This window comes from Dokdonella sp. (assembly GCF_044227025.1).
GTDB lineage: Bacteria > Pseudomonadota > Gammaproteobacteria > Xanthomonadales > Rhodanobacteraceae > Dokdonella_A.
In genome coordinates this window covers 37,834-55,160 of record NZ_JBGAFX010000003.1, presented here as the reverse complement: position 1 = coordinate 55,160, position 17,327 = coordinate 37,834, and the positions used below count along the sequence as shown (strand labels likewise).

The 17,327-nt window shown below is 66.0% G+C and carries 11 protein-coding genes; 2 read left to right on the top strand and 9 right to left on the bottom strand.

Features of this window, described 5'->3' with window-relative positions; genetic code table 11:
- Positions 1 to 143: 143 nt before the first annotated feature.
- The gene (locus ACILRJ_RS07950) at positions 144 to 716 is read right to left on the bottom strand and encodes an ECF-type sigma factor (RefSeq protein WP_395682166.1); all 573 of its coding nucleotides are present in this window, start codon (positions 714 to 716) and stop codon (positions 144 to 146) included.
- A 310-nt stretch (positions 717 to 1,026) separates the two neighbouring features.
- Between ACILRJ_RS07950 and ACILRJ_RS07945 the strand changes: the two genes are divergently transcribed.
- Both ACILRJ_RS07945 and ACILRJ_RS07940 read left to right on the top strand, forming a co-directional pair.
- On the top strand, positions 1,027 to 2,388 hold the full coding sequence (locus tag ACILRJ_RS07945; RefSeq protein ID WP_395682164.1) for a hypothetical protein: 1,362 nt from the start codon (positions 1,027 to 1,029) through the stop codon (positions 2,386 to 2,388).
- The gene (locus ACILRJ_RS07940; RefSeq protein ID WP_395682162.1) at positions 2,385 to 4,031 is read left to right on the top strand and encodes a hypothetical protein; all 1,647 of its coding nucleotides are present in this window, start codon (positions 2,385 to 2,387) and stop codon (positions 4,029 to 4,031) included. The genes ACILRJ_RS07945 and ACILRJ_RS07940 overlap by 4 nt, the downstream gene beginning before the upstream one ends.
- Here the strand turns inward: ACILRJ_RS07940 and ACILRJ_RS07935 are convergent.
- The 8 genes from ACILRJ_RS07935 to ACILRJ_RS07900 form a co-directional block, all read right to left on the bottom strand.
- Positions 3,938 to 6,058: a hypothetical protein gene (locus ACILRJ_RS07935; protein WP_395682160.1), complete on the bottom strand. Its 2,121-nt coding sequence runs from the start codon at positions 6,056 to 6,058 to the stop codon at positions 3,938 to 3,940. The genes ACILRJ_RS07940 and ACILRJ_RS07935 overlap by 94 nt on opposite strands.
- A 161-nt stretch (positions 6,059 to 6,219) precedes the next feature.
- The gene (locus ACILRJ_RS07930) at positions 6,220 to 7,980 is read right to left on the bottom strand and encodes a hypothetical protein (protein ID WP_395682158.1); all 1,761 of its coding nucleotides are present in this window, start codon (positions 7,978 to 7,980) and stop codon (positions 6,220 to 6,222) included.
- A 97-nt stretch (positions 7,981 to 8,077) separates the two neighbouring features.
- Entirely contained in the window at positions 8,078 to 8,944 is an 867-nt protein-coding gene (locus tag ACILRJ_RS07925) for an alpha/beta fold hydrolase (protein ID WP_395682156.1), read from the bottom strand.
- Between the two features lie 88 nt (positions 8,945 to 9,032).
- The gene (locus tag ACILRJ_RS07920) at positions 9,033 to 9,695 is read right to left on the bottom strand and encodes a LysE family translocator (RefSeq protein ID WP_395682154.1); all 663 of its coding nucleotides are present in this window, start codon (positions 9,693 to 9,695) and stop codon (positions 9,033 to 9,035) included.
- Positions 9,696 to 10,171: 476 nt separating this feature from the next.
- On the bottom strand, positions 10,172 to 11,905 hold the full coding sequence (locus ACILRJ_RS07915; protein WP_395682152.1) for a hypothetical protein: 1,734 nt from the start codon (positions 11,903 to 11,905) through the stop codon (positions 10,172 to 10,174).
- A gap of 29 nt (positions 11,906 to 11,934) precedes the next feature.
- Positions 11,935 to 13,668, bottom strand: coding sequence for a hypothetical protein (locus tag ACILRJ_RS07910; RefSeq protein ID WP_395682150.1), 1,734 nt, complete (start codon positions 13,666 to 13,668; stop codon positions 11,935 to 11,937).
- Between the two features lie 100 nt (positions 13,669 to 13,768).
- Entirely contained in the window at positions 13,769 to 15,469 is a 1,701-nt protein-coding gene (locus tag ACILRJ_RS07905) for a right-handed parallel beta-helix repeat-containing protein (protein ID WP_395682149.1), read from the bottom strand.
- A gap of 133 nt (positions 15,470 to 15,602) precedes the next feature.
- A complete protein-coding gene (locus tag ACILRJ_RS07900; protein ID WP_395682147.1) occupies positions 15,603 to 17,261 on the bottom strand; it encodes a right-handed parallel beta-helix repeat-containing protein in 1,659 nt (552 codons plus the stop codon).
- Positions 17,262 to 17,327 lie beyond the last annotated feature (66 nt).

The following is a 17,327-nucleotide window of genomic DNA, read 5'->3' as shown; positions in this document are numbered from 1 at the left end:
CCGCTTGCATGTCGAGCAGGCCGTCGAAAGCCTCGGCCAGTTCACGAATGGACAAACGCTCGGCCATTCGATCCAGCCTCCTCGTCCGCACTGTTCATCGACACAAACGCCGAAACATCGGCCTCGGCGCCATCCGCAATCGATCAGGACGCACCGTCCGGCGGATCGTCGCCCGCCGCATCACCGTTCAGGAACGCACGGGCAAACCGCCATTCGCGGTTCACTGTCCGCGTCGAGATCCCGAGTTGCTCCGCAACCTGGGGCAGGGAGAGACCGGCGAAATAGTGCAATTCGACGATGCGCCCCGCGCGCGGCGCCTCCGCTTCGAGCTTGCGCAGGCCGTCGTCGAGCTCGAGCGCGCGCTCGGCGGTGATGTCCGCGAGCGACGTGGTCTCGGTCAGGAGCTCGACGTGCTTGACTCCACCGCCGCGCTTCGTGCGAACCCGCGCGCGGGCGCGGTCGACGAGCAGGTGCCGCAGTGCCTTGGCGGCGTAGTCGAAGAACTGTGCCGGATCGATGAAGTGCAAGGACTTGCCGTGCACCATGCGCATGTACAGCTCATGCACGAGTCCGGTGGCGTTGATCGAGTCGACGTTGTTGACGAGCTGATTGCCGGCCATCGTCTTGAGCCGGTCGTACACTTCGACGAACAATGCATCGCCGGCGTAACCGACCGGCATGCCACCCTCCGGTCGATCGTCGACATCGTCGGCCATCTTCACCTCCCGCACGCCGCCTTGTCGCTGCACGGGCTCGCCCCACGCTTCTTGCTCCGAAGCATTGGGAACGTGGTGCGCAGAGGGTGATCCGCGCAAGAGACCGCAGGGACACGATGGATCCAACGATAGCACGATTGCTCCGCGAGCCGGCCGGCGTGGCGCGCTCGCGTAGGGCAGGAACCATGGCGCGTCCGCCGCCGAAGCAGCGTTTCTATTCGCGACCGTCCCTTGGAGTCGTCCCTTGAAACATTGCCTGTCCGCAGCGGCATTCGCGCTTGTCGCGTGCGCAGCTTCCAGCGCCAACGCCATGCGCCCCATCCGCGATCCGGCCTTCGGCGGCCGCAACGACGGCATCGCCCGCATCCGCATCAGCGCCGACGATACCGCCCGGGACACGGCAAGAGCCGCCGTTGCACTTCCCGACGGGCGCCTCGTGCTCGGTGGAATGACGCAAGCCGCGGAGCGGATCCGCTTCCAGTTCGCCCGGCTCAAGGGCGACGGCTCGCCCGATGCAACGTTCGGCCAGGAAGGCAACGGCGCGTTCGTGCTCGACGTCGAGGACATCTCCGCCATGACCCACATGCTCGCGCCGGACGAGCACACCCTGTTGTTCGCGGGCACGACGCTCGAAAGCACCGGCATCATCGGCAAGGTCGACGATCACGGCGTGCTTGACAAGACGTTCGGCGAGGCCGGACTGCGCTTCGTCGATGCCAGCCTCTTCATCGACGCGGGTACGCTCTACACGCCGATGCGTCTGGTGCCCTTGCGCTCCAACAAGACGCTCGTGGTGGGTTTTGCGTTCTCCTCGTTGTCGGCCTGCGCGGCATTGTTGCGCTTGACCGAAACCGGCGAGCTGGACACGACATTCGGCAACGATGGCGCCGCCTGCCTTGCCCCGCAGCGCGACAACCAGCAGTGGGCACTGGGTACGGGCGCGGTCGAAACCGCGGACGGAACCCTTTACCTGACCGGCGCGGCGTATCACCAGGGCGGCAACGGATTCGACATGTTCGTCGCACGCCTGACCGCGGATGGCAGGCTCGATACCCAATTCGGCAACGAAGGCAGCGGTTTCGCGTTCGCGAATTTCGACAGCGGTGGCGACCTGCACGACATCGCACACGACATCGCGATCGACGACGGGAATCGCATCGTCATCGCCGGATCGGTCGCGGCACCATCGAACGGCAATGATTTCGACATGGGTATCGCGCGGCTGCTGCCGGACGGAAGCCTCGATCCGTCGTTCGCCAACGAGGGGCGACTGCAATTCAGCGTCTCGCTCGACGGCAGCAGCACGGATGCCGCACAGGACATCGAATTGATCGAAGGGAATCGGCTGCTGATCGGTGGCTGGTCGAAGGAACGGCAACAGATCGCCACGCTGCTGATGCTCGACGAACGCGGACGCCTCGATCCTCGCTTCGGCACCGGCGGCGTCTTCCAGCAGGCGGCGACGAGCGCGCCCGACGACGACGTCATCGCCGTCGTGCCCCACAACCTGCTCCGCGCCGGCGACCACATCTACCTGTTCGGCTCAGTTCCTGTAGGAGATCCGCTGCCTGACTCGAGCCGGCCCTGGGCTTTCGCGGCGACGCGCTATGTCCTGCCGTTGTTCGACGACGGCTTTGACGAAGTCCCCTCGCCGACTCCGGCGCAACCATGAAGCGGATCACGAAAGGGGTCATCTGCGCCATCGCGCTGCTCGCGGGATCGACGCTGCACGCGGAGTCCGGCCGGTTCCGTGATGGCGCAGCCTATGGCGCGTCGGATGTGGAACTTCGCGTCGCCGCGGCCGTCGATCGCGGCGACGGGCATTGGCTCGTACTCGGCTCGCGCCTGCTGCCCGACAACCGCGAGACGCCTTACCTGAGCTTGCGGACCCATGGGGGTAGATTCGTCGCCGCCGTGGGACTCGACCCGGGCGAGGGGCGTTCCTGGTCACCAGGATCGGTGCTGGCGATCGGCGGCGGCGCGGCTATCGTCATCGGCGTCGACTACGATACGGCAGATTTCGAGGCGCCGCGACGCGTGTTCGCGATCCGCGTCGACGCCGGACTGGGCATCACATGGGCACGCTCGTTCGGCGCGCAAAACGCGTCGATTCCGCACGCGATGCCGCGCAGGCACGACAGCCGCATCGGCATCGTCGGCACGGTGCAACCGATGATCAATGGAACCGCCGCGGCCGGCGACGCGTTCGTGGCGGAACTGGACGAGCAAACCGGTTCGATTTCCGGCGCGCACGCGATCGGAGCGCTTGACGACGACGAACGCGGCGTCGACATCGGCTTTTCCGGGACCGATCGCGTGGTGCTGCTGGAAGTGCCGAGAGGGCCCGCGCGCACGCTGCCAGCGGACGGCCTCGTCGGCTTGTCGGAGGCGGGCACGTTGACGGCCGCGCATCTGTCGGGACATGCGATCAACGCGCCGATCCGCGCCTCCGCGTTGCGCCTGTGGCCCGCTGCCGACGGCTGGACGATCGCGGGACGGCGAACGGTCTTCGGACCCAACTTCTTCTACCTCCAGCACGTCGCTGTAGACCTGGTTCCGAGCCCTGAACGAACCCTGATCCCGTTCTTCAACGTGTCCGACTTGCTGCCTATGAACGGCGGCGCGCGCCTGCTCGGCCAGGCGAACGACGAGGTCTCGCATCGCGGCACCGTCCTGATGACCCTGGGCGAGGATTTCGGTATCCGCAAGCAGCAGCGCTTCGGCACGCAGACGCTCGCCTTCCCGACCGGCGCACTCGCGCGCTGGGACGGCGGCCTGCTGTTCGCATTTGGAGGCGTACGCGAAAGCGATGGCCGCGTGTTCGAGTCCGTCGACCGCATCGATGCCGAGACCGACGAATCGTTGCTCTGCGATCAGGAAGAATATTCCGGCTTCTCGACGATGGTCGACGCGGCAGCAGACGCAGGCAGCCTGGCAGCCGCAGGTCGCGCCGCTCGAGTTCCTGTCGGCAGATGTCCATCCCGTCGTGGAAGCGCTCGTGCCCGAGGCGATTCCCGAATGCACGCATGCCGAGGACCTGATCTTCAGCGATGGCGTCGAACCACGGGACGGAGATCCGCCACTCGCACGTGCCGACATCTTGGTGTCGCGCCCAGGCCCTTTCCGCTGCGGCGGCAAGGATGTGCAGGGGAGGATGCCGGCGCGGATCGGGGCATGAGCACAGCGCATCGCGTACCCGCGATGCGCTGCACCTTTGTTGGTCAAGGCGATTCGAAGCCATTGGTGAAGATCGAATCGCCACCCTCGCCGTCCCAGTGCGGGCCGTCGTCGTCGACGTGGATGCCCTGCACGTAGTCGTTCAACGGCATCGGCGCACCACTGCCCAGCGCGATGCTGCCGCCTTGCGACGCCATGCCCTTCTCGAACACGATCGTCGCGGAGCCGCGCTGCGGATGCGTGATGGTCACACGCAACTGGTTGCCCTGCTCGACCAGTTGCGTCGCCACGCGCTGCTCGCCGTCGTCGTAGCCGGTCGCGACGTGCAGGAAGTAGCTTTCCGTGCTGCCCGAATCATCAAGCTCGATCCGGTACTGGCCCGCCTGCTCGTCGCCCGGCGTGCCCTCGTTGACGATGCGGTACGCCGGGTTGCGCGGCAACAGTGTCGTCAGCTCACTGGTCTGCGTGCCGACGCGCGCCGTCACGCGATTGGCCGCGATGGTCGGCTGCGTCTCGAAGTGGTAGACGAAGCTGCGCTCGACGTCCTGCGCCGCCACATGCGGCCCGTCCCAGACCCAGCCGCCGCCACGGTAGAACGGCCGCAGCGAATCCGACGAGGTGCGCACGCGGTCGAGCACCACGACGGCCTGCAACGGCCGCACGAACAGGAACTCGCGCCAGACCTTGTCGGCATACGGCCAATCGACGCGTGTGTCGACGTGGTGCCGATACGCACCCGAGTAGTCCGTCGCGACATAGGCGAAATCGGCCGCGTGCTGCAACCGGCGCACCTGCGGCAGGTCCAGCGGATCATCCATGTTCGAACTACCGCCCGGCGGGATGAAGCGCGGCGTATGTTCGCCGACCCAGGTTCCCGTCGTGCGCCGCTGCACGAGCAGCGTGTTGTGTGCAGGTTCCTCGGAACTGTCGATGGTCACCGTGCTGCCGCTTGGCTGTCCGTAGGCGACGAGGCGATCGGAATATCCCGTGCTCTCGCGCGTCAACCAACGACCCTTGCGCCACAGCTGGAAGCTGCCCGCGTCCAGATGTCGGTGCCCTGTTCCGCCCGGCGTGCCAAGTTGGAGGTGGAGCTGCGTCGCGTCGGCGCCGTGCGAAGTACGCGCATCGAGCACCTGCGCACCCGGCGCGTAGTAGTCGAGTGGCAAGCCGGCGATGTCGGCGCCGGCACCGGCATTGCCAAGTGCGCGGAACATCCAGTCCGACGGCGTGCCCGTGCGTTCGAACCAGGCCGACGCGTGGCCGGCGTTCGCGGTTGCATTCCTCGTGCTGAAGTAGCGCGCGAAGTTGCCGAGGTACGTGCGGTTGCCGAGCACTGCGCCGTCGTGGAAGAGTTCGTCGTCGTTGAACGGAAACAGGCTGTACGCGCCCGCAGCGCCGCTCGTGGTCGTGGTCGGCCCGGGCGTGGTGCCGTACAGCAACGCATAGATCGCTTCGCGGAAATACGGCGTCTGCGCATAGGGATCGAGTCCGAAATCCCTGGCCGTCGCGAACGGCACGAGGCCATAGGAAAGATTCACGACCCCGTATGCGCTGCCCTCGGGAAACACGCCGCCCTTGCCGAAGTGGCCGCACCAGCGCGGGAACCACTCGCCGAAGCGCGTATCGAGCGCGAAGTCGATGAATTCCTGCGCGCGCGAGTTCACGCCATGGCTGGCGATGCCCCAGCTGAGGTAGTTGCTGGTGCCGCCCCACCAGTAGTTGTTGGCCTCGTCGCCCTCCTCGCCGAGGTTGCGGTCTTCGCTCAACTGGATCTCGCGGTCCATGTAGCCGTTCCATCGTTCGACCAGATTCGTCACCTGCTCCGGCGAGAGGCTCTGGAAACACCAGTCGAAGATCGAGATCAGGCTTTCGCCTTCCCAGCGGAACTCGTCGCGCGAATTGATCTGACGTCCGACGAGGTGCGCTGCCGCCGCCGGACAATCCGTGGCATTGCCGGCGACGACGCCACGCGCGGCGCGAAGGTAGGGATCACTCCCCGGATCGAGCGGATGCGCGGCGAAATAGTCCCGCGCCTGCTGCAGCCGTTGCGCGTTGCCGAACCACAGGCGCGGGTGGCCCGCAGGAATCTGCAGCGACGCGGCCAGCGCAGACGCGCTGGCGGTGAGAGCGAGAAGAACGAAGACGATACGAAGTCGCAGTGTCATGAAACCCCCTGGTTGCGCTGGACGAACGACGCGCGCTCGACGGCGGCGGCTCCCGCACGGCCGCATCGAGGCCTCGCTTCCGTGGAAACGTCCAATACCGCGCATCAGCGCCACGCGGGATGGCGGCGAGAGGTCCAGCGATGCGGTGCATCCGCTTCGAGCTACTCGAACCCGGCACCGCCGTCGAAACCGGTCGCGAAGATCGAGTCGTAGTCGACGAGCTGCAGTTCGACGGCGCCGAGGTCGCGCGAGCCGAAGATATTGGGAATGCCAAACGTGTCGACGTTGCGCGGCCGTCCGTAGAAATCCACGGCGCCTCCGGGAGTATCCGATGCGACGTCCACGCCGGGCGACCACGGGAGCAGTTCGTAGCCGCCGCCGAACCATGGGCGATCCTCGATGATGACGTCGCCGGCCGTCGTTCCGATCCGATTCGGCGCGAGGACGCGCTGCACGCTGACGCCGACGCGCGACCCTTCGACATGCAGCAAGGGCTGCGATTGGTCGATGATGCTGTCAGCTACGCCGAGCTCGGCCGCGTCGACTGCCAGCAGCGCCTGGCCGAACGAGCCGTCATTGTCCGCAACGGTGAGATTGATGGCCGATACGTGGGCGCCACGCAGGGATTCAATCACATCGTCGCGCAAGGTATTGCTGACCACGATCGTGTTGTAGACGTGCAGGCCCGCGTCGCTCGCCGGTTGCCCGAGGTTGGTGGAGAAGACTGCATTGGCGGTATTGGATCCGATGAATGCGCGATCCACGATGGCGACGGCACCGCCGCTGACCGCGAACAGCGGCTTGCCGTCCGCCATGACATTGTTGTTGATGGATATCACTTCGAAACGCGTAGCCGCCGCCGGCGGATACGCGCAGTTCGTCGCCATCTGGAGGTGCGCCAGCGGGCCGACGACGCGGACCAGGCTGCCGTACGCGGCATCCGGAGCACCGCCGATGGGATGGGAATCCGCGAGCGCATGCTCCTGGAAATACACGCCCTTCAGGCACAGGAAATACGAACTCGCGCTGTGTGCAGGCGCATTCATGTGTATCGCGCCGCGTTTGTTGCCCCGAAACCCCAAGCCAGTCTGATTGCTCGCCGCATACAGGTGCGATTCAATCGTGCCGGTGGTATCGGCGTTGTGGACGAGCTCGAGTCCGTAGGTCTCGTTCGCGTCAAAAACATTGCCGGATGCGCCGATGTCGGCGACCGCCGGGGATTCGAGGCGCAACCCCGGCCCGTTGTTCTGCTTGAGCGTGTTGTTGGCGCCATCCATCGTGAGCACGGCATTGCCGAATACGGTCATGCCGCTGCCGTAGTTGCCCTCGATGCTAACGTTGTCGAGCAGCTGGAGATACGCGGTGCCGCCCGTCCCCTCGAAGGAAAGGCCGCCGGCGCCGTCGATGTATTGCCCGTTGACGTTGTGCCGGATGCCCACGTCCTCGAGCACCAGGCTGCCGTGACCACTGTAGTCGATGCCGCCCCCGCGACGCGCACTACCCGGCGTGCTGCCCGAGCGGCCGTTGATGATGTCCAGGTACTTGAGGTTGACGACACCACTGCCGCGGATCTTCAGAACCGGCGCCGATGCGGCGTCGCCGGCAATCCGCGTACGACCCGTCGGCGACGGTGACCAGCAGTTGTCGAAGCCGCCGATGATGTCGACGTCGAGGTTGTCGATCGACAGATGCTGGTCGTCGTAGGTGCCCGGCTGCACGTCGTTCGTGACCCATATCTGGTCGGGACCCGGATTGGAGCGCGCCTGCTGCAACGCTTCCGACAGCGTGGGCTTGCTGCAGTTGCCCGGGATCCCGGCCTGACCGACAGTGATGATCATCGCCGATGCGTTCGTACCACACAGCGCCGAGAACAGGACGAAGGCGGCCGCGCCGACGGCGGTGAGCGGAGTGGAGCGTGTCATCTGGGAAATCTCCTGGGAACTTTCCCGTAGAAACGGCGAATCCGACGCCGCAGCGACGCGCGATGTCGCGCGTCGATCGAGTCGCAATCGCCGGCTCTCAGTGCTCGCGAACCGCATCCCGGCATGCGGCGATCGCATCGACCAGCCGCGGCCACAGCGTGTGCGCCCTCGACTTGCGGAACACGCCGAAATGCCCGATCGGCTCGGGGCTTTCGGCGTCGTTGCGGATCGTCTCGACCACGCAGCCCGACGCGTTCGGGAACCGCGCGCCGAAGTCCGCGACCGCAGCCTGCGTGCCCCACGGATCGTCGGAAATCTGGAACAGGTGCAGGTGGCCGCGGAATCGCCACGCGTTCGCATCGAACGCCGGTTCCGAGAACACGAAATCGCGGCGTCGCGCCCAGCGCGAGAACTCCAGTCCGAAACGCGGCCCCATGTTGCGACGAAAACCGATGAAGCCGGGCCACATGCCGAGCATGCGGCACGACGCGGGAACCAGCGCGTGCCACGCGAGCCAGTGCGCGTAGCGGTGCGGCCGCGCCATGTGCCGCCAGTGCCCGGACAGTGCGGCGACGCCGATCAGCGCATCGATGCGATCGGCCGCCGGCTGCACGCCGGCCATCCAGCCGCCGGCGCTGTGGCCGATGACGATCATCGGGCCGTGACGCGCATGATCGTGCGCGTGCGCAATGACGGCCGGATAGTCCTGCTCGATCCAGGTCGAGAATCCGCATTCGCGACGGCGGCGGCGATCGGTGCCCGATTCACCGACGGTGCGGAAGTCGAACACCAGCGCGTCGTGGCCGGTTTCTGCCAGGTGCTCGCAGAACGGCACGTAGAAGCGCGCCTCGGCCGCCGCGCCCGGAGCGACGACGACGGTGGCCTTTGGCGTCGTTCGGGCGCGATGCCACTGCCCCGTGATGCGCGTGCCGTCACCACACGTGATCGATGCCTGCTTGTTCATGCAATTCCTCCGCGAATTCATCGTTCCCTGCAACGCCAGAAACGACGTTTCGCGTAATCCAGCGACGGCGCTGGCTGGAATTGGATCGTTAGCCGAAACGCGAGGCCAGCATGCGAATCCCTGCATAGCCGAACACGAGGGCGAGCACTCCGGCGAACGGTCGGTGCATGCGCTCGTGGATGCGTCGGGCACGCGCGGTCGAGAAGGCCAGCGCGTACCCGCAGAATGTCGCGATGCCGATCGGAATGCAGCCGAGCACGACGATCCAGGCGACGCCGCGCGGCGCATCTGGCGGCGGCGCCAGCGCGACGATCGACAGCCACACGAGGATCGCCTTCGGGTTGGTCAGGTGCATCGCAGCGCCACGCAGGAACAGGCCGGTATCGGACGCACGCGCATCGGCGCCCGGCCCTGCGATGGGCGTGGCCGGAATCGTCGCCGCCCGTGCCGATCGCGCCGCGAGCCACAGCAGGTACATGCCGCCGAGCACGCGGATTGCGACCGCAACCGGTTCGTAGCGAAGCAGGATTGACGTCAGCCCGAGCGCCACGAGCAAACCCCAGATTGCGGAGCCTGCCACGACGCCGAGCGCGAAAATCATGCCCGCACGCCGGCCTCGCTGCATGGCCATCGCCATCACGGCGAGATTGCTCGGCCCCGGACTGGCGACGCCAAGTGCATAGGCGGACAGCGCGAGCGCGATGTCCGCGATCGGCGTCGGGGTCGCGCAGATAGCCCCCGTAGTAGCCATCGCCGTAGTGCGGACGCGGTCCCGGCAGCCCTTCGTCCGTGCCTCCGGCGAGAAGGCCCGCGTAGTGCGAGGCGTGTACCGCTTCGGGCGATGGCGCCGTGAACGCGACCATGCAGCCATTGCCGGCGTTCGCACGCTCACCGTTCCACGGAACGTAGACATAGAAGCGCGGCAGCGTCGAACCTTCCGCGATCCAGCATGCCGCGGGCGGCCCTCCATCCGCAGTCACGGTGCGCCTGCGCAGGCCAAGCGGGGCGAGCACTGCGTCGTAGAACGCGGAGGCGGTGTCGAGGTCATTGGTCCCGACGGTGACGTGGCTGTACATGTCCAATCCTGCAAGGAGGAGTACTGCGCTCGAAACTGTCCGCGGAAAATGGGGCTCTCATGCAAGTGCGAGTCCAACGGGACGGAATCGGGCGATGCCGCATTGGTGTGCCCGCTCCGGGTATCCGCCGCAGGCCGCGTGAAAAAAAGCGTCATTTCGAGACGTCGGCGCTCCGCGCCGCAAGCGCGTGCTCCTCGAAGTCATCCGCGAACACGTAGTCGAGCGAACGGACCTGCAATTCGTAGGCGCCCAGATCGCGTGGACCGTCCGCGTCGGGAATCTCGATGGTATCCAGGTCGCGCACGCCATCGCCGGCGTCGTGGCCACCGAGCCCCGGAGCGCGATCGATGCCGGGAGAGTCCGGCGCCTGGCGATAAGAGCCCTGCGCATAGATCGGCTGGCCCAGCATCACCGTGTCGCCATCGTGCATGCCGTCCGCGTTGCGCGCGAGCAGGCGGGTAAGTCTCGCCGTCGCCGGATCGCCGTCCACCGCCAGTAGCGGTTGTGGCTGGTCGATGATGCTGTCGCGCACGTCGAGCGAGCCGGCATCGGCCGCGAACAGGCTGCGCGCGAACAAGCCCTCGTTGTCGACGACGGTCAGTCCGATCGCCTGCACGGCGGCGCCGTTGTACGCGCCGAGCACCTGCGTGCCGAGCACGTTGCGCGCGATGAGCGAACTCGACAGTCGCAGCGACGAGGCACTCGCGGACGATCCGACGTTTGCCACGGCGATGCTGCTGGCACTGTTGTCGAGGAAGGCAGCGCGATCGATCGAAACCTTCGCCGCGTTGTGCGCGAGGACCAGTGCGCCATTCTCCGCGCGGTGGTTGTCGCCGAAGAGGCGGCAATCGATCGCATCGCACTCGATGTCCGCTTCGGGCGGAAAATCGCAGCCGGCATTCATCGACAGCTCGACGCTGGCGCCGTCGATGTCCACCAATCCCACGCCACCGAGGCCGCCAGCGGCGTCATGCCCGGTGATGGAAACATTCTTCGTGCATAGCCGATGCGGATTGCGGCCCGCACCGTTGCCGGACATGACGATCGCCCCGCGCCCGTTCGCATGCACGCGGACCGGATCGGTCGCATCGATCGAATACAGTTTCGATACGCGTGGCGTCGCGTCCGCGGTGAAGGCCGAGACCACGAAGATGCCCGCGTTGGCATTGCCGGCGAACATCTTGCCGTTGCCGCCGAGGTCGAAGCTCGACGGGCTATCGACGTGCAGGCCGTAGCCCTGGTTGCGCGATATCTCGACATCGTGCCCGAGCGATTCGAAACGCACGTCGCCTTGCAGATGGATTCCCGAAACGGCGTTGTCCGATACCGATACGCGATCCTTGAAGCGCAGGGTCGCCGCACCACCGGTGCCCGTGACCGCGACGGCCGCGCGCGCGGTGTTCGCGATCGAGCTGCCGTTCCCGGTGACCGACACGTCTTCGAGCACGAGCAGGCCACCGCCGACATACTCGATGCCGGCGCCGTTGTCCTTCTCGCCGCTGATGCCGCCCGACACGTCCAGGTGAACCAGGCCGACGTCGCCGGCGTCGCGCAACGAGAGCACGGGTCCCGTGGCGCCGGGACGCGCGACGATCGATGTCCTGCCCTGCGGTTCGGATGCATCGCAGGTCTCGAAACCACCGATCAGATCGAAATCCGGGGCGTCGACGACGAGGTTGGCGTGCCATGAGCCACCGACGACGTCGCGCGTCACGCGGATTTCGTCGTGCCCACCGACCTGGCCGGCCTGCGTGATCGCATCTTCGAGTGTCGTCGCGTCGCAAGCGGCGCCGGTTTCACCGACGGTGATCACGGCAGCGGACACCGGCGTGACGGCGAACGCAAGCGCCGCAAGCAAGCCTTGAAGGCGCAGGGGAAAATTCATGACGTTTCCTTGTTTCTTGGACTGCGTCGCTACCGTCGCTCGAACCCGCTGGCGAAGATGCGATCGAACACGGCCATCTGGAATTCGAACGCGCCGAGGTCGCGTGGACCGAACTGGTTCGGCAGCCCGAGCGTGTCGACGTCGCGCGGGTTCCCGTCGAAATCGGTGCCGCCGCCTGCCAGTGCGTAGTCCACGCCCAACGAACCCGGGCTCAGGTGACCGGTACTGTCGATATAGGTCGGCTGGCCGATCAGGATGTCGCCGCCCTTCGCAAGGCCATTGCGATTGCGCGCGAGCACCGCGTTGAAGTGCGTCGTCGAGCCATCGGTGCTCTCGAGCAGAGCCAGGTTCTGCTCCTGGTCGAGGATGCCATTGGTCATCTGCATCAGGCCCGGCGCGATGCCGACGAAACTGGTTCCGAACAGGCCGGGGTTCTGCCGCACGGTCGTGTCCCAGATATCGACGATGCCTCCGTTCAATGCCTCGAACAGGTTGTCGCGCGCGAAGTTGCCCTTGACGACCGAGTCGGTCAGCGTGATCGACGACGCGCTTCTCGCTTCGCCGAGGTTCGTCGAAAGCACCGAGCTCACGTTCTGGTTGCCCTGGATGAGCAGCCGATGCAAGCCGATCCTTGCGCCACCGACTGCAGCGATCAGCGGCTTGCCCGTGGCGGTGATGTTGTCGGCGACGGCATTGCATTGCGCCGAGGTCTGCGGCGCCGCGCAGGCGACGGCGGCGTCGGCCGGGAAATCGCAGCTCGCGTCGTTGACATCGAGGACCGCGCGGTCTCCCGTAACGTAGAACGCACGGTTCTTGTTGTGGTGGATCGCGACGTTCTTCAGGCATACCCGGTGCGTCGAATCGACCGCTCGGTAGTAGATCGCCCCTCTCTCGTTGCGGGCGATGGCCAGCGGATTGGCGGAATTCGTCGAATACAGCCACGATGTTGGCGCCGCCGTTCCACCCGAATGGTCAACGTAGAGGCCGTAGCCCGCGTTGTCCGAAAGCACTTCGCCGGTCGCGCCCATTTCGAGGTGAGCCTGGCCTTGGAGCTCTATCCCGTTGCCGGGATAGGCTCCGCCGCGAGTCCCCCATATCCGGTTGCGGTCCCCTCGGATGACCACCGTGTTGTTCTTCCACGCGAGAATTCCGACGCTCTGGTTGTTGCTGACCTCGACGCCGCCAAGCAATTCCATGCGCGCTTCGCCGCCCTCCCCCTGCAGATAAAGACCGACGCGCGCGTGGTTGTTGACGGTGACGTCGGTCAGCTCGATCCGCCCGTGTCCTTGCCAGTAGATGCCGTCCAGTCCGCCTTCGATCCAGAAGTTGCGCAAACGGAGATCCGTCCGGCCACGGACATCCAGGATCGGATCGACGGTGACCCGATAGATGCTCGCCTTGCCGCCGGTCGGTGCCAGCTCCGCGCAATTGTTGTAGCCACCGACGAGTTCGATGGAAAGGTCCGGATCGCCCGACATGTCCGGCACCGAGACGTTCTCCTTGTACACGCCATCGGGCACCTCGTCGGTCACGAGGATAAGGTTGTAGCCACAGAAGCCCTGGTCGCACAGCCTGTACGCGCGATCGATCGCAGCCTGGATCGTGGGTTCGGTGCAACCGGCGCCGCGCCCGACCACGATCGCGCCGGCGAGCGCCGGCTTGCAGAACGACAGCGCCGCGAGAAGCAACATGGCCGCCACGTGATACCACGTGGAGAAGAAGCCTTGATCGAGCGCGGCTGAGGACACGAGCGTGCGACCCATGCGATGCACCTTGGATGGAGAGTGGGGATCGTGCAGATCCCCCTGGCCTGATTGACGTCGCATCCGACGTGTCGGCGACGCGCGCGAGGAACTACGTGACTTACAGCCGCTCGAACCCGCTGGCGAAGATGCGATCGAAGTCCACGACCTGCGACTCGAACGCGCCGAGGTCGCGCGGACCTTGCTGGTCGGGCACCCCGATCGTGTCGACGTCGCGCGGATTGCCTCCGAAGTCGACGCCTCCGCCTGCAGGCGCATAGTCGACGCCGAGCGAGGACGGCTTGAGCTGGCCGATGCCGCCGTCGAGGTAGCTCGGCTGACCAAGCAGGATGTCGCCACCTTGCGGTGCGCCGTCACGATTGCGCGCAAGCACGTATGTGAAGTGCGTCGTGTCCCCACTCGTTGCGCTCAGCGAAGCGAGGTCCTGCTCCTGGTCGAGGATGCTGCTGGTCATCTGCATCAGGCCTGGCGCGACGCCGACGAAACTGGATTGGAACGGGCCATCGTTCAGTCGCACGGTCGAATCCCAGATGTCGACGACGCCGCCAACACGCGACTCGAACAGGCTGTCCTGCACCGTGTTGCCGCTCACGAGCGAGTCGGTCAGCGTGATCGAAGCGCGGCTGTTGAGGGAGGTGCCGTGGTTGGCCGACAGCAAGGTGGCCGCCTGGTTATTGGTCAGCAGCGCGCGGCGCATCAGGATCGTCGCGCCGTCGACTGCAGCCAGCAGCGGCGCGCCCTGCGCGCCGGGGTTGCCCGCAATTGCGTTGCACATGCCAGGCCCCATCGGCACCGGACACGAGATCATCGCCGGCGGCGGAAGCGCGCAACCCTCGCCGTTGAACTCCATGTGCGCGTTTGCACCAACCGCACGGACCGCGCCACCCGTATTGCCGTCGATGCCGATGTTGGCGGCGCACAGCGAGTAGGTCGCGTCACGCGACAGCATCCAGATCGCACCCCCGTCGTTCCCTGAGATTCGCAACGGTTGGGCCGGATTGGTCGAGTACAGGTACGACGTACGCGCGCTCGACAAGCCGGTCGCGTCGATCGCCAGGCCATAGCCTCCATTCGCCGAGATGACCTTGCCGGTCGCCCCGATGTCCGTCACCGCACCGTTTTCGAGGCGGATTCCTCCCTGGATGTTCTCGCGGATCGAGTTGCCGTCACCTCGGATGGAAACGACGGTATTGCCCGTCGCGAAGATGCCCTGGCCACCGTGGCCGAGGATTTCCACGCCGCCGAGCAAGTCCAGGTATGGGCTGCCACCGCTGCTGGACACGCGTGCGCCGAGGTCGCCATTGTTGTTGATCGTCACGCCGCTCAGCCTGACTTCTCCGCGACCGGTCCAGTCGATACCGTTCTTGCCGCCCTCGATCCAGAAGTTGCGCAACGTCACGTTGGCGACGCCCGTCATCTTCAGCGAGGGCCTGTTGGCGTCACCGCCGTACAGGCTCGCCTTGCCGAACGTCGTCGAACCGAGGTCGCTGCAGTTGTCGTAGCCGCCGACGAGCTCGATCGACAGATCCGGATACGCCGCCATGTCGGGCATCACGAGGTTCTCGTGGTACACGCCGTCGGCGACGTCGTCGGTCACGAGGATCAGGTTGTAGCCGCAGAAACCGAGGTCACACAGTTCCTTGGCGCGATTGATCGCTGCCTGGATCGTGCTCTTGCTGCACGCAGGGCCGCGCCCGACGACAAGCGCACCGGCGAACGCAGTCTGCGAGAGCGCCGACAACGCGAGGGTCAACACCGCGGCGGCGCGCAGGTGCGCGGAACGAGTGGGCTTCCGGAACATCGTTGGAGACTCGGACAAGGAATTCATGGGATCACCATATCGATCGAAGAGGATGGGGCGTATCGCGAATGCGGCAGCCCCGTTTGCCGGAATGAACGTCGGTTCCGTTGCGACAGCGACACGCGCGAGGTTTTCAGATCGCCTCGAAGTCATCCGAAAAAAGCGGTGGTTCCTGCGCCTCGAACGCACCGAGGTCGCGCGTGCCGTGCACGTTCGGGGTTTCCGGGATATCGACGTCGCGAGCGCGTCCGTCGAAATCGACGCCACCACCGGCCGGCGCATAGTCGACGCCGGGCGAGCCGGGCATCAGGCGACCGTCCGTGTCGGCATACACCGGCGTGCCGAGCAGGATCTCGTGGTCGCCGCCGTCCGGCATGCCGTCGCGGTTGCGCGCGAGCACGCGCGTCATGCGCAATGCCGACGGATCCCCCGAAAACGATATCAGCGCCTGCGGCTGGTCGACGATCGAGTCCGTGACGACCAGCGAATACGAGCCGCCCGCGAGGAAGCTCACGACGAAATCGCCGAAATTGTCGCGAATGGTCGCGTCGGCGATGTCGATCGCGCTGCCGTTGATCGATTCGACGAGCCGGGTATCCGCGATATTCCCACTGACGAGGGCATTTTTCAGCGTCAGCCTTGAAGCAGTCTCGTTGTCGGCCCGCAGCGCGGTCAGCAAACTGCTCGCTGAGTTTCCGGCGATCAGCACCCGTTGCATGTCGATGCGGGCGCCGTCGATGGCGGCGATCAGTGGCTGCGTGGAGGCGGAATTGGCGGTGATCGCGTTGCATTGGCCGATCTCCCGTGGCGCGGCGCAAACGACATCCGCTTCCGGCGGAAAGACGCACAGGTCACCGTTGATATCCAGCGTCGACAATGCTCCATCGGAGCGGATCACCAGTCCCTGGTTGCCGTCGATCGCGATGCCGCGCGTGCACAGGCGATGCGACGATCCCCTCGCGGTCTGGAAGATCGCGCCCTGCGTGTTACCCGAAATGCGCAGCGGATCAACCGCATCGATCGAGTACAGCAGCGTCGGAGGCGCTTCGCTTGCGCCGAAATGGCTGACGGAGATGCCGTAGCCGTTGTTTCCGCTGATCACCTTGCCGCGCGCGCCGATCTGCACGCTCGATGCGCCGTCGGCGAGGATCCCGCTGCCGCCGTTCTGCGCGACGGCGTTGCCGTCACCGTGGATCGCCAGCATCGCGTCCCAGAGAAAGATGCCATCCCCGAGATTCGCCGACACGTCGACGCCGCCGGCGAAGCTCAGGCGCGCGTCGCCGCCGTTGCCAATCGCCGCGATGCCGGCACCGTTGTTCGCGCTGAATGAAGCGTCGACCAGTTCGATGTCGCCGAAACCCTGCCATTCCAGGCCCTTGCTGCCACCCTCCATGCGCAGCCCGCTCAACCGCACGGCGGTCCTTCCGGAAACGAACAGCACCGACTGGCCGGGCACGCCGCCCTGCACGGTCGTACGCACCGGGGTCGGTTCGAGGGTCACGCAGTCGGAAAGTCCACCGACGATTTCCAGTTGCGCTCCTTCGTCCTGGCCGGCCAGGGCAAGGCTCTCGCGATACGTCGCGCCATCTGCGTCGTTCGTCACGAGAATTCGGTTGTCGCCGCCATTGGCGTGCGCGCGATCGAGTGCCGCCTGGATCGTGTGCACGGTGCATGCCTGCGCACGACCGACGAGGATCGTTTCCGCTGCCGCGGGCGCGGGGACCGAGGTCGCAGCGATCGCCACGAAAGCAGGCAATACGGCGTGGTGCCCGAGGCGGGCGATCAGGTTCATGTCCGGCGACATCGTTCGTGCACTCCTCGTTGCGGATTCGGCAAGACGGACCTGCTCGCATGCGGC

Coding starts and splice junctions, on each gene's coding strand:
- ACILRJ_RS07925 (WP_395682156.1), bottom strand. CDS start 8,944: ATGAACAAGCAGGCATCGATCACGTGTGGTGACGGCACGCGCATCACG.
- ACILRJ_RS07940 (WP_395682162.1), top strand. CDS start 2,385: ATGAAGCGGATCACGAAAGGGGTCATCTGCGCCATCGCGCTGCTCGCG.
- ACILRJ_RS07945 (WP_395682164.1), top strand. CDS start 1,027: ATGCGCCCCATCCGCGATCCGGCCTTCGGCGGCCGCAACGACGGCATC.
- ACILRJ_RS07930 (WP_395682158.1), bottom strand. CDS start 7,980: ATGACACGCTCCACTCCGCTCACCGCCGTCGGCGCGGCCGCCTTCGTC.
- ACILRJ_RS07920 (WP_395682154.1), bottom strand. CDS start 9,695: ATGGCTACTACGGGGGCTATCTGCGCGACCCCGACGCCGATCGCGGAC.
- ACILRJ_RS07910 (WP_395682150.1), bottom strand. CDS start 13,668: ATGGGTCGCACGCTCGTGTCCTCAGCCGCGCTCGATCAAGGCTTCTTC.
- ACILRJ_RS07905 (WP_395682149.1), bottom strand. CDS start 15,469: ATGTTCCGGAAGCCCACTCGTTCCGCGCACCTGCGCGCCGCCGCGGTG.
- ACILRJ_RS07935 (WP_395682160.1), bottom strand. CDS start 6,058: ATGACACTGCGACTTCGTATCGTCTTCGTTCTTCTCGCTCTCACCGCC.
- ACILRJ_RS07900 (WP_395682147.1), bottom strand. CDS start 17,261: ATGAACCTGATCGCCCGCCTCGGGCACCACGCCGTATTGCCTGCTTTC.
- ACILRJ_RS07915 (WP_395682152.1), bottom strand. CDS start 11,905: ATGAATTTTCCCCTGCGCCTTCAAGGCTTGCTTGCGGCGCTTGCGTTC.
- ACILRJ_RS07950 (WP_395682166.1), bottom strand. CDS start 716: ATGGCCGACGATGTCGACGATCGACCGGAGGGTGGCATGCCGGTCGGT.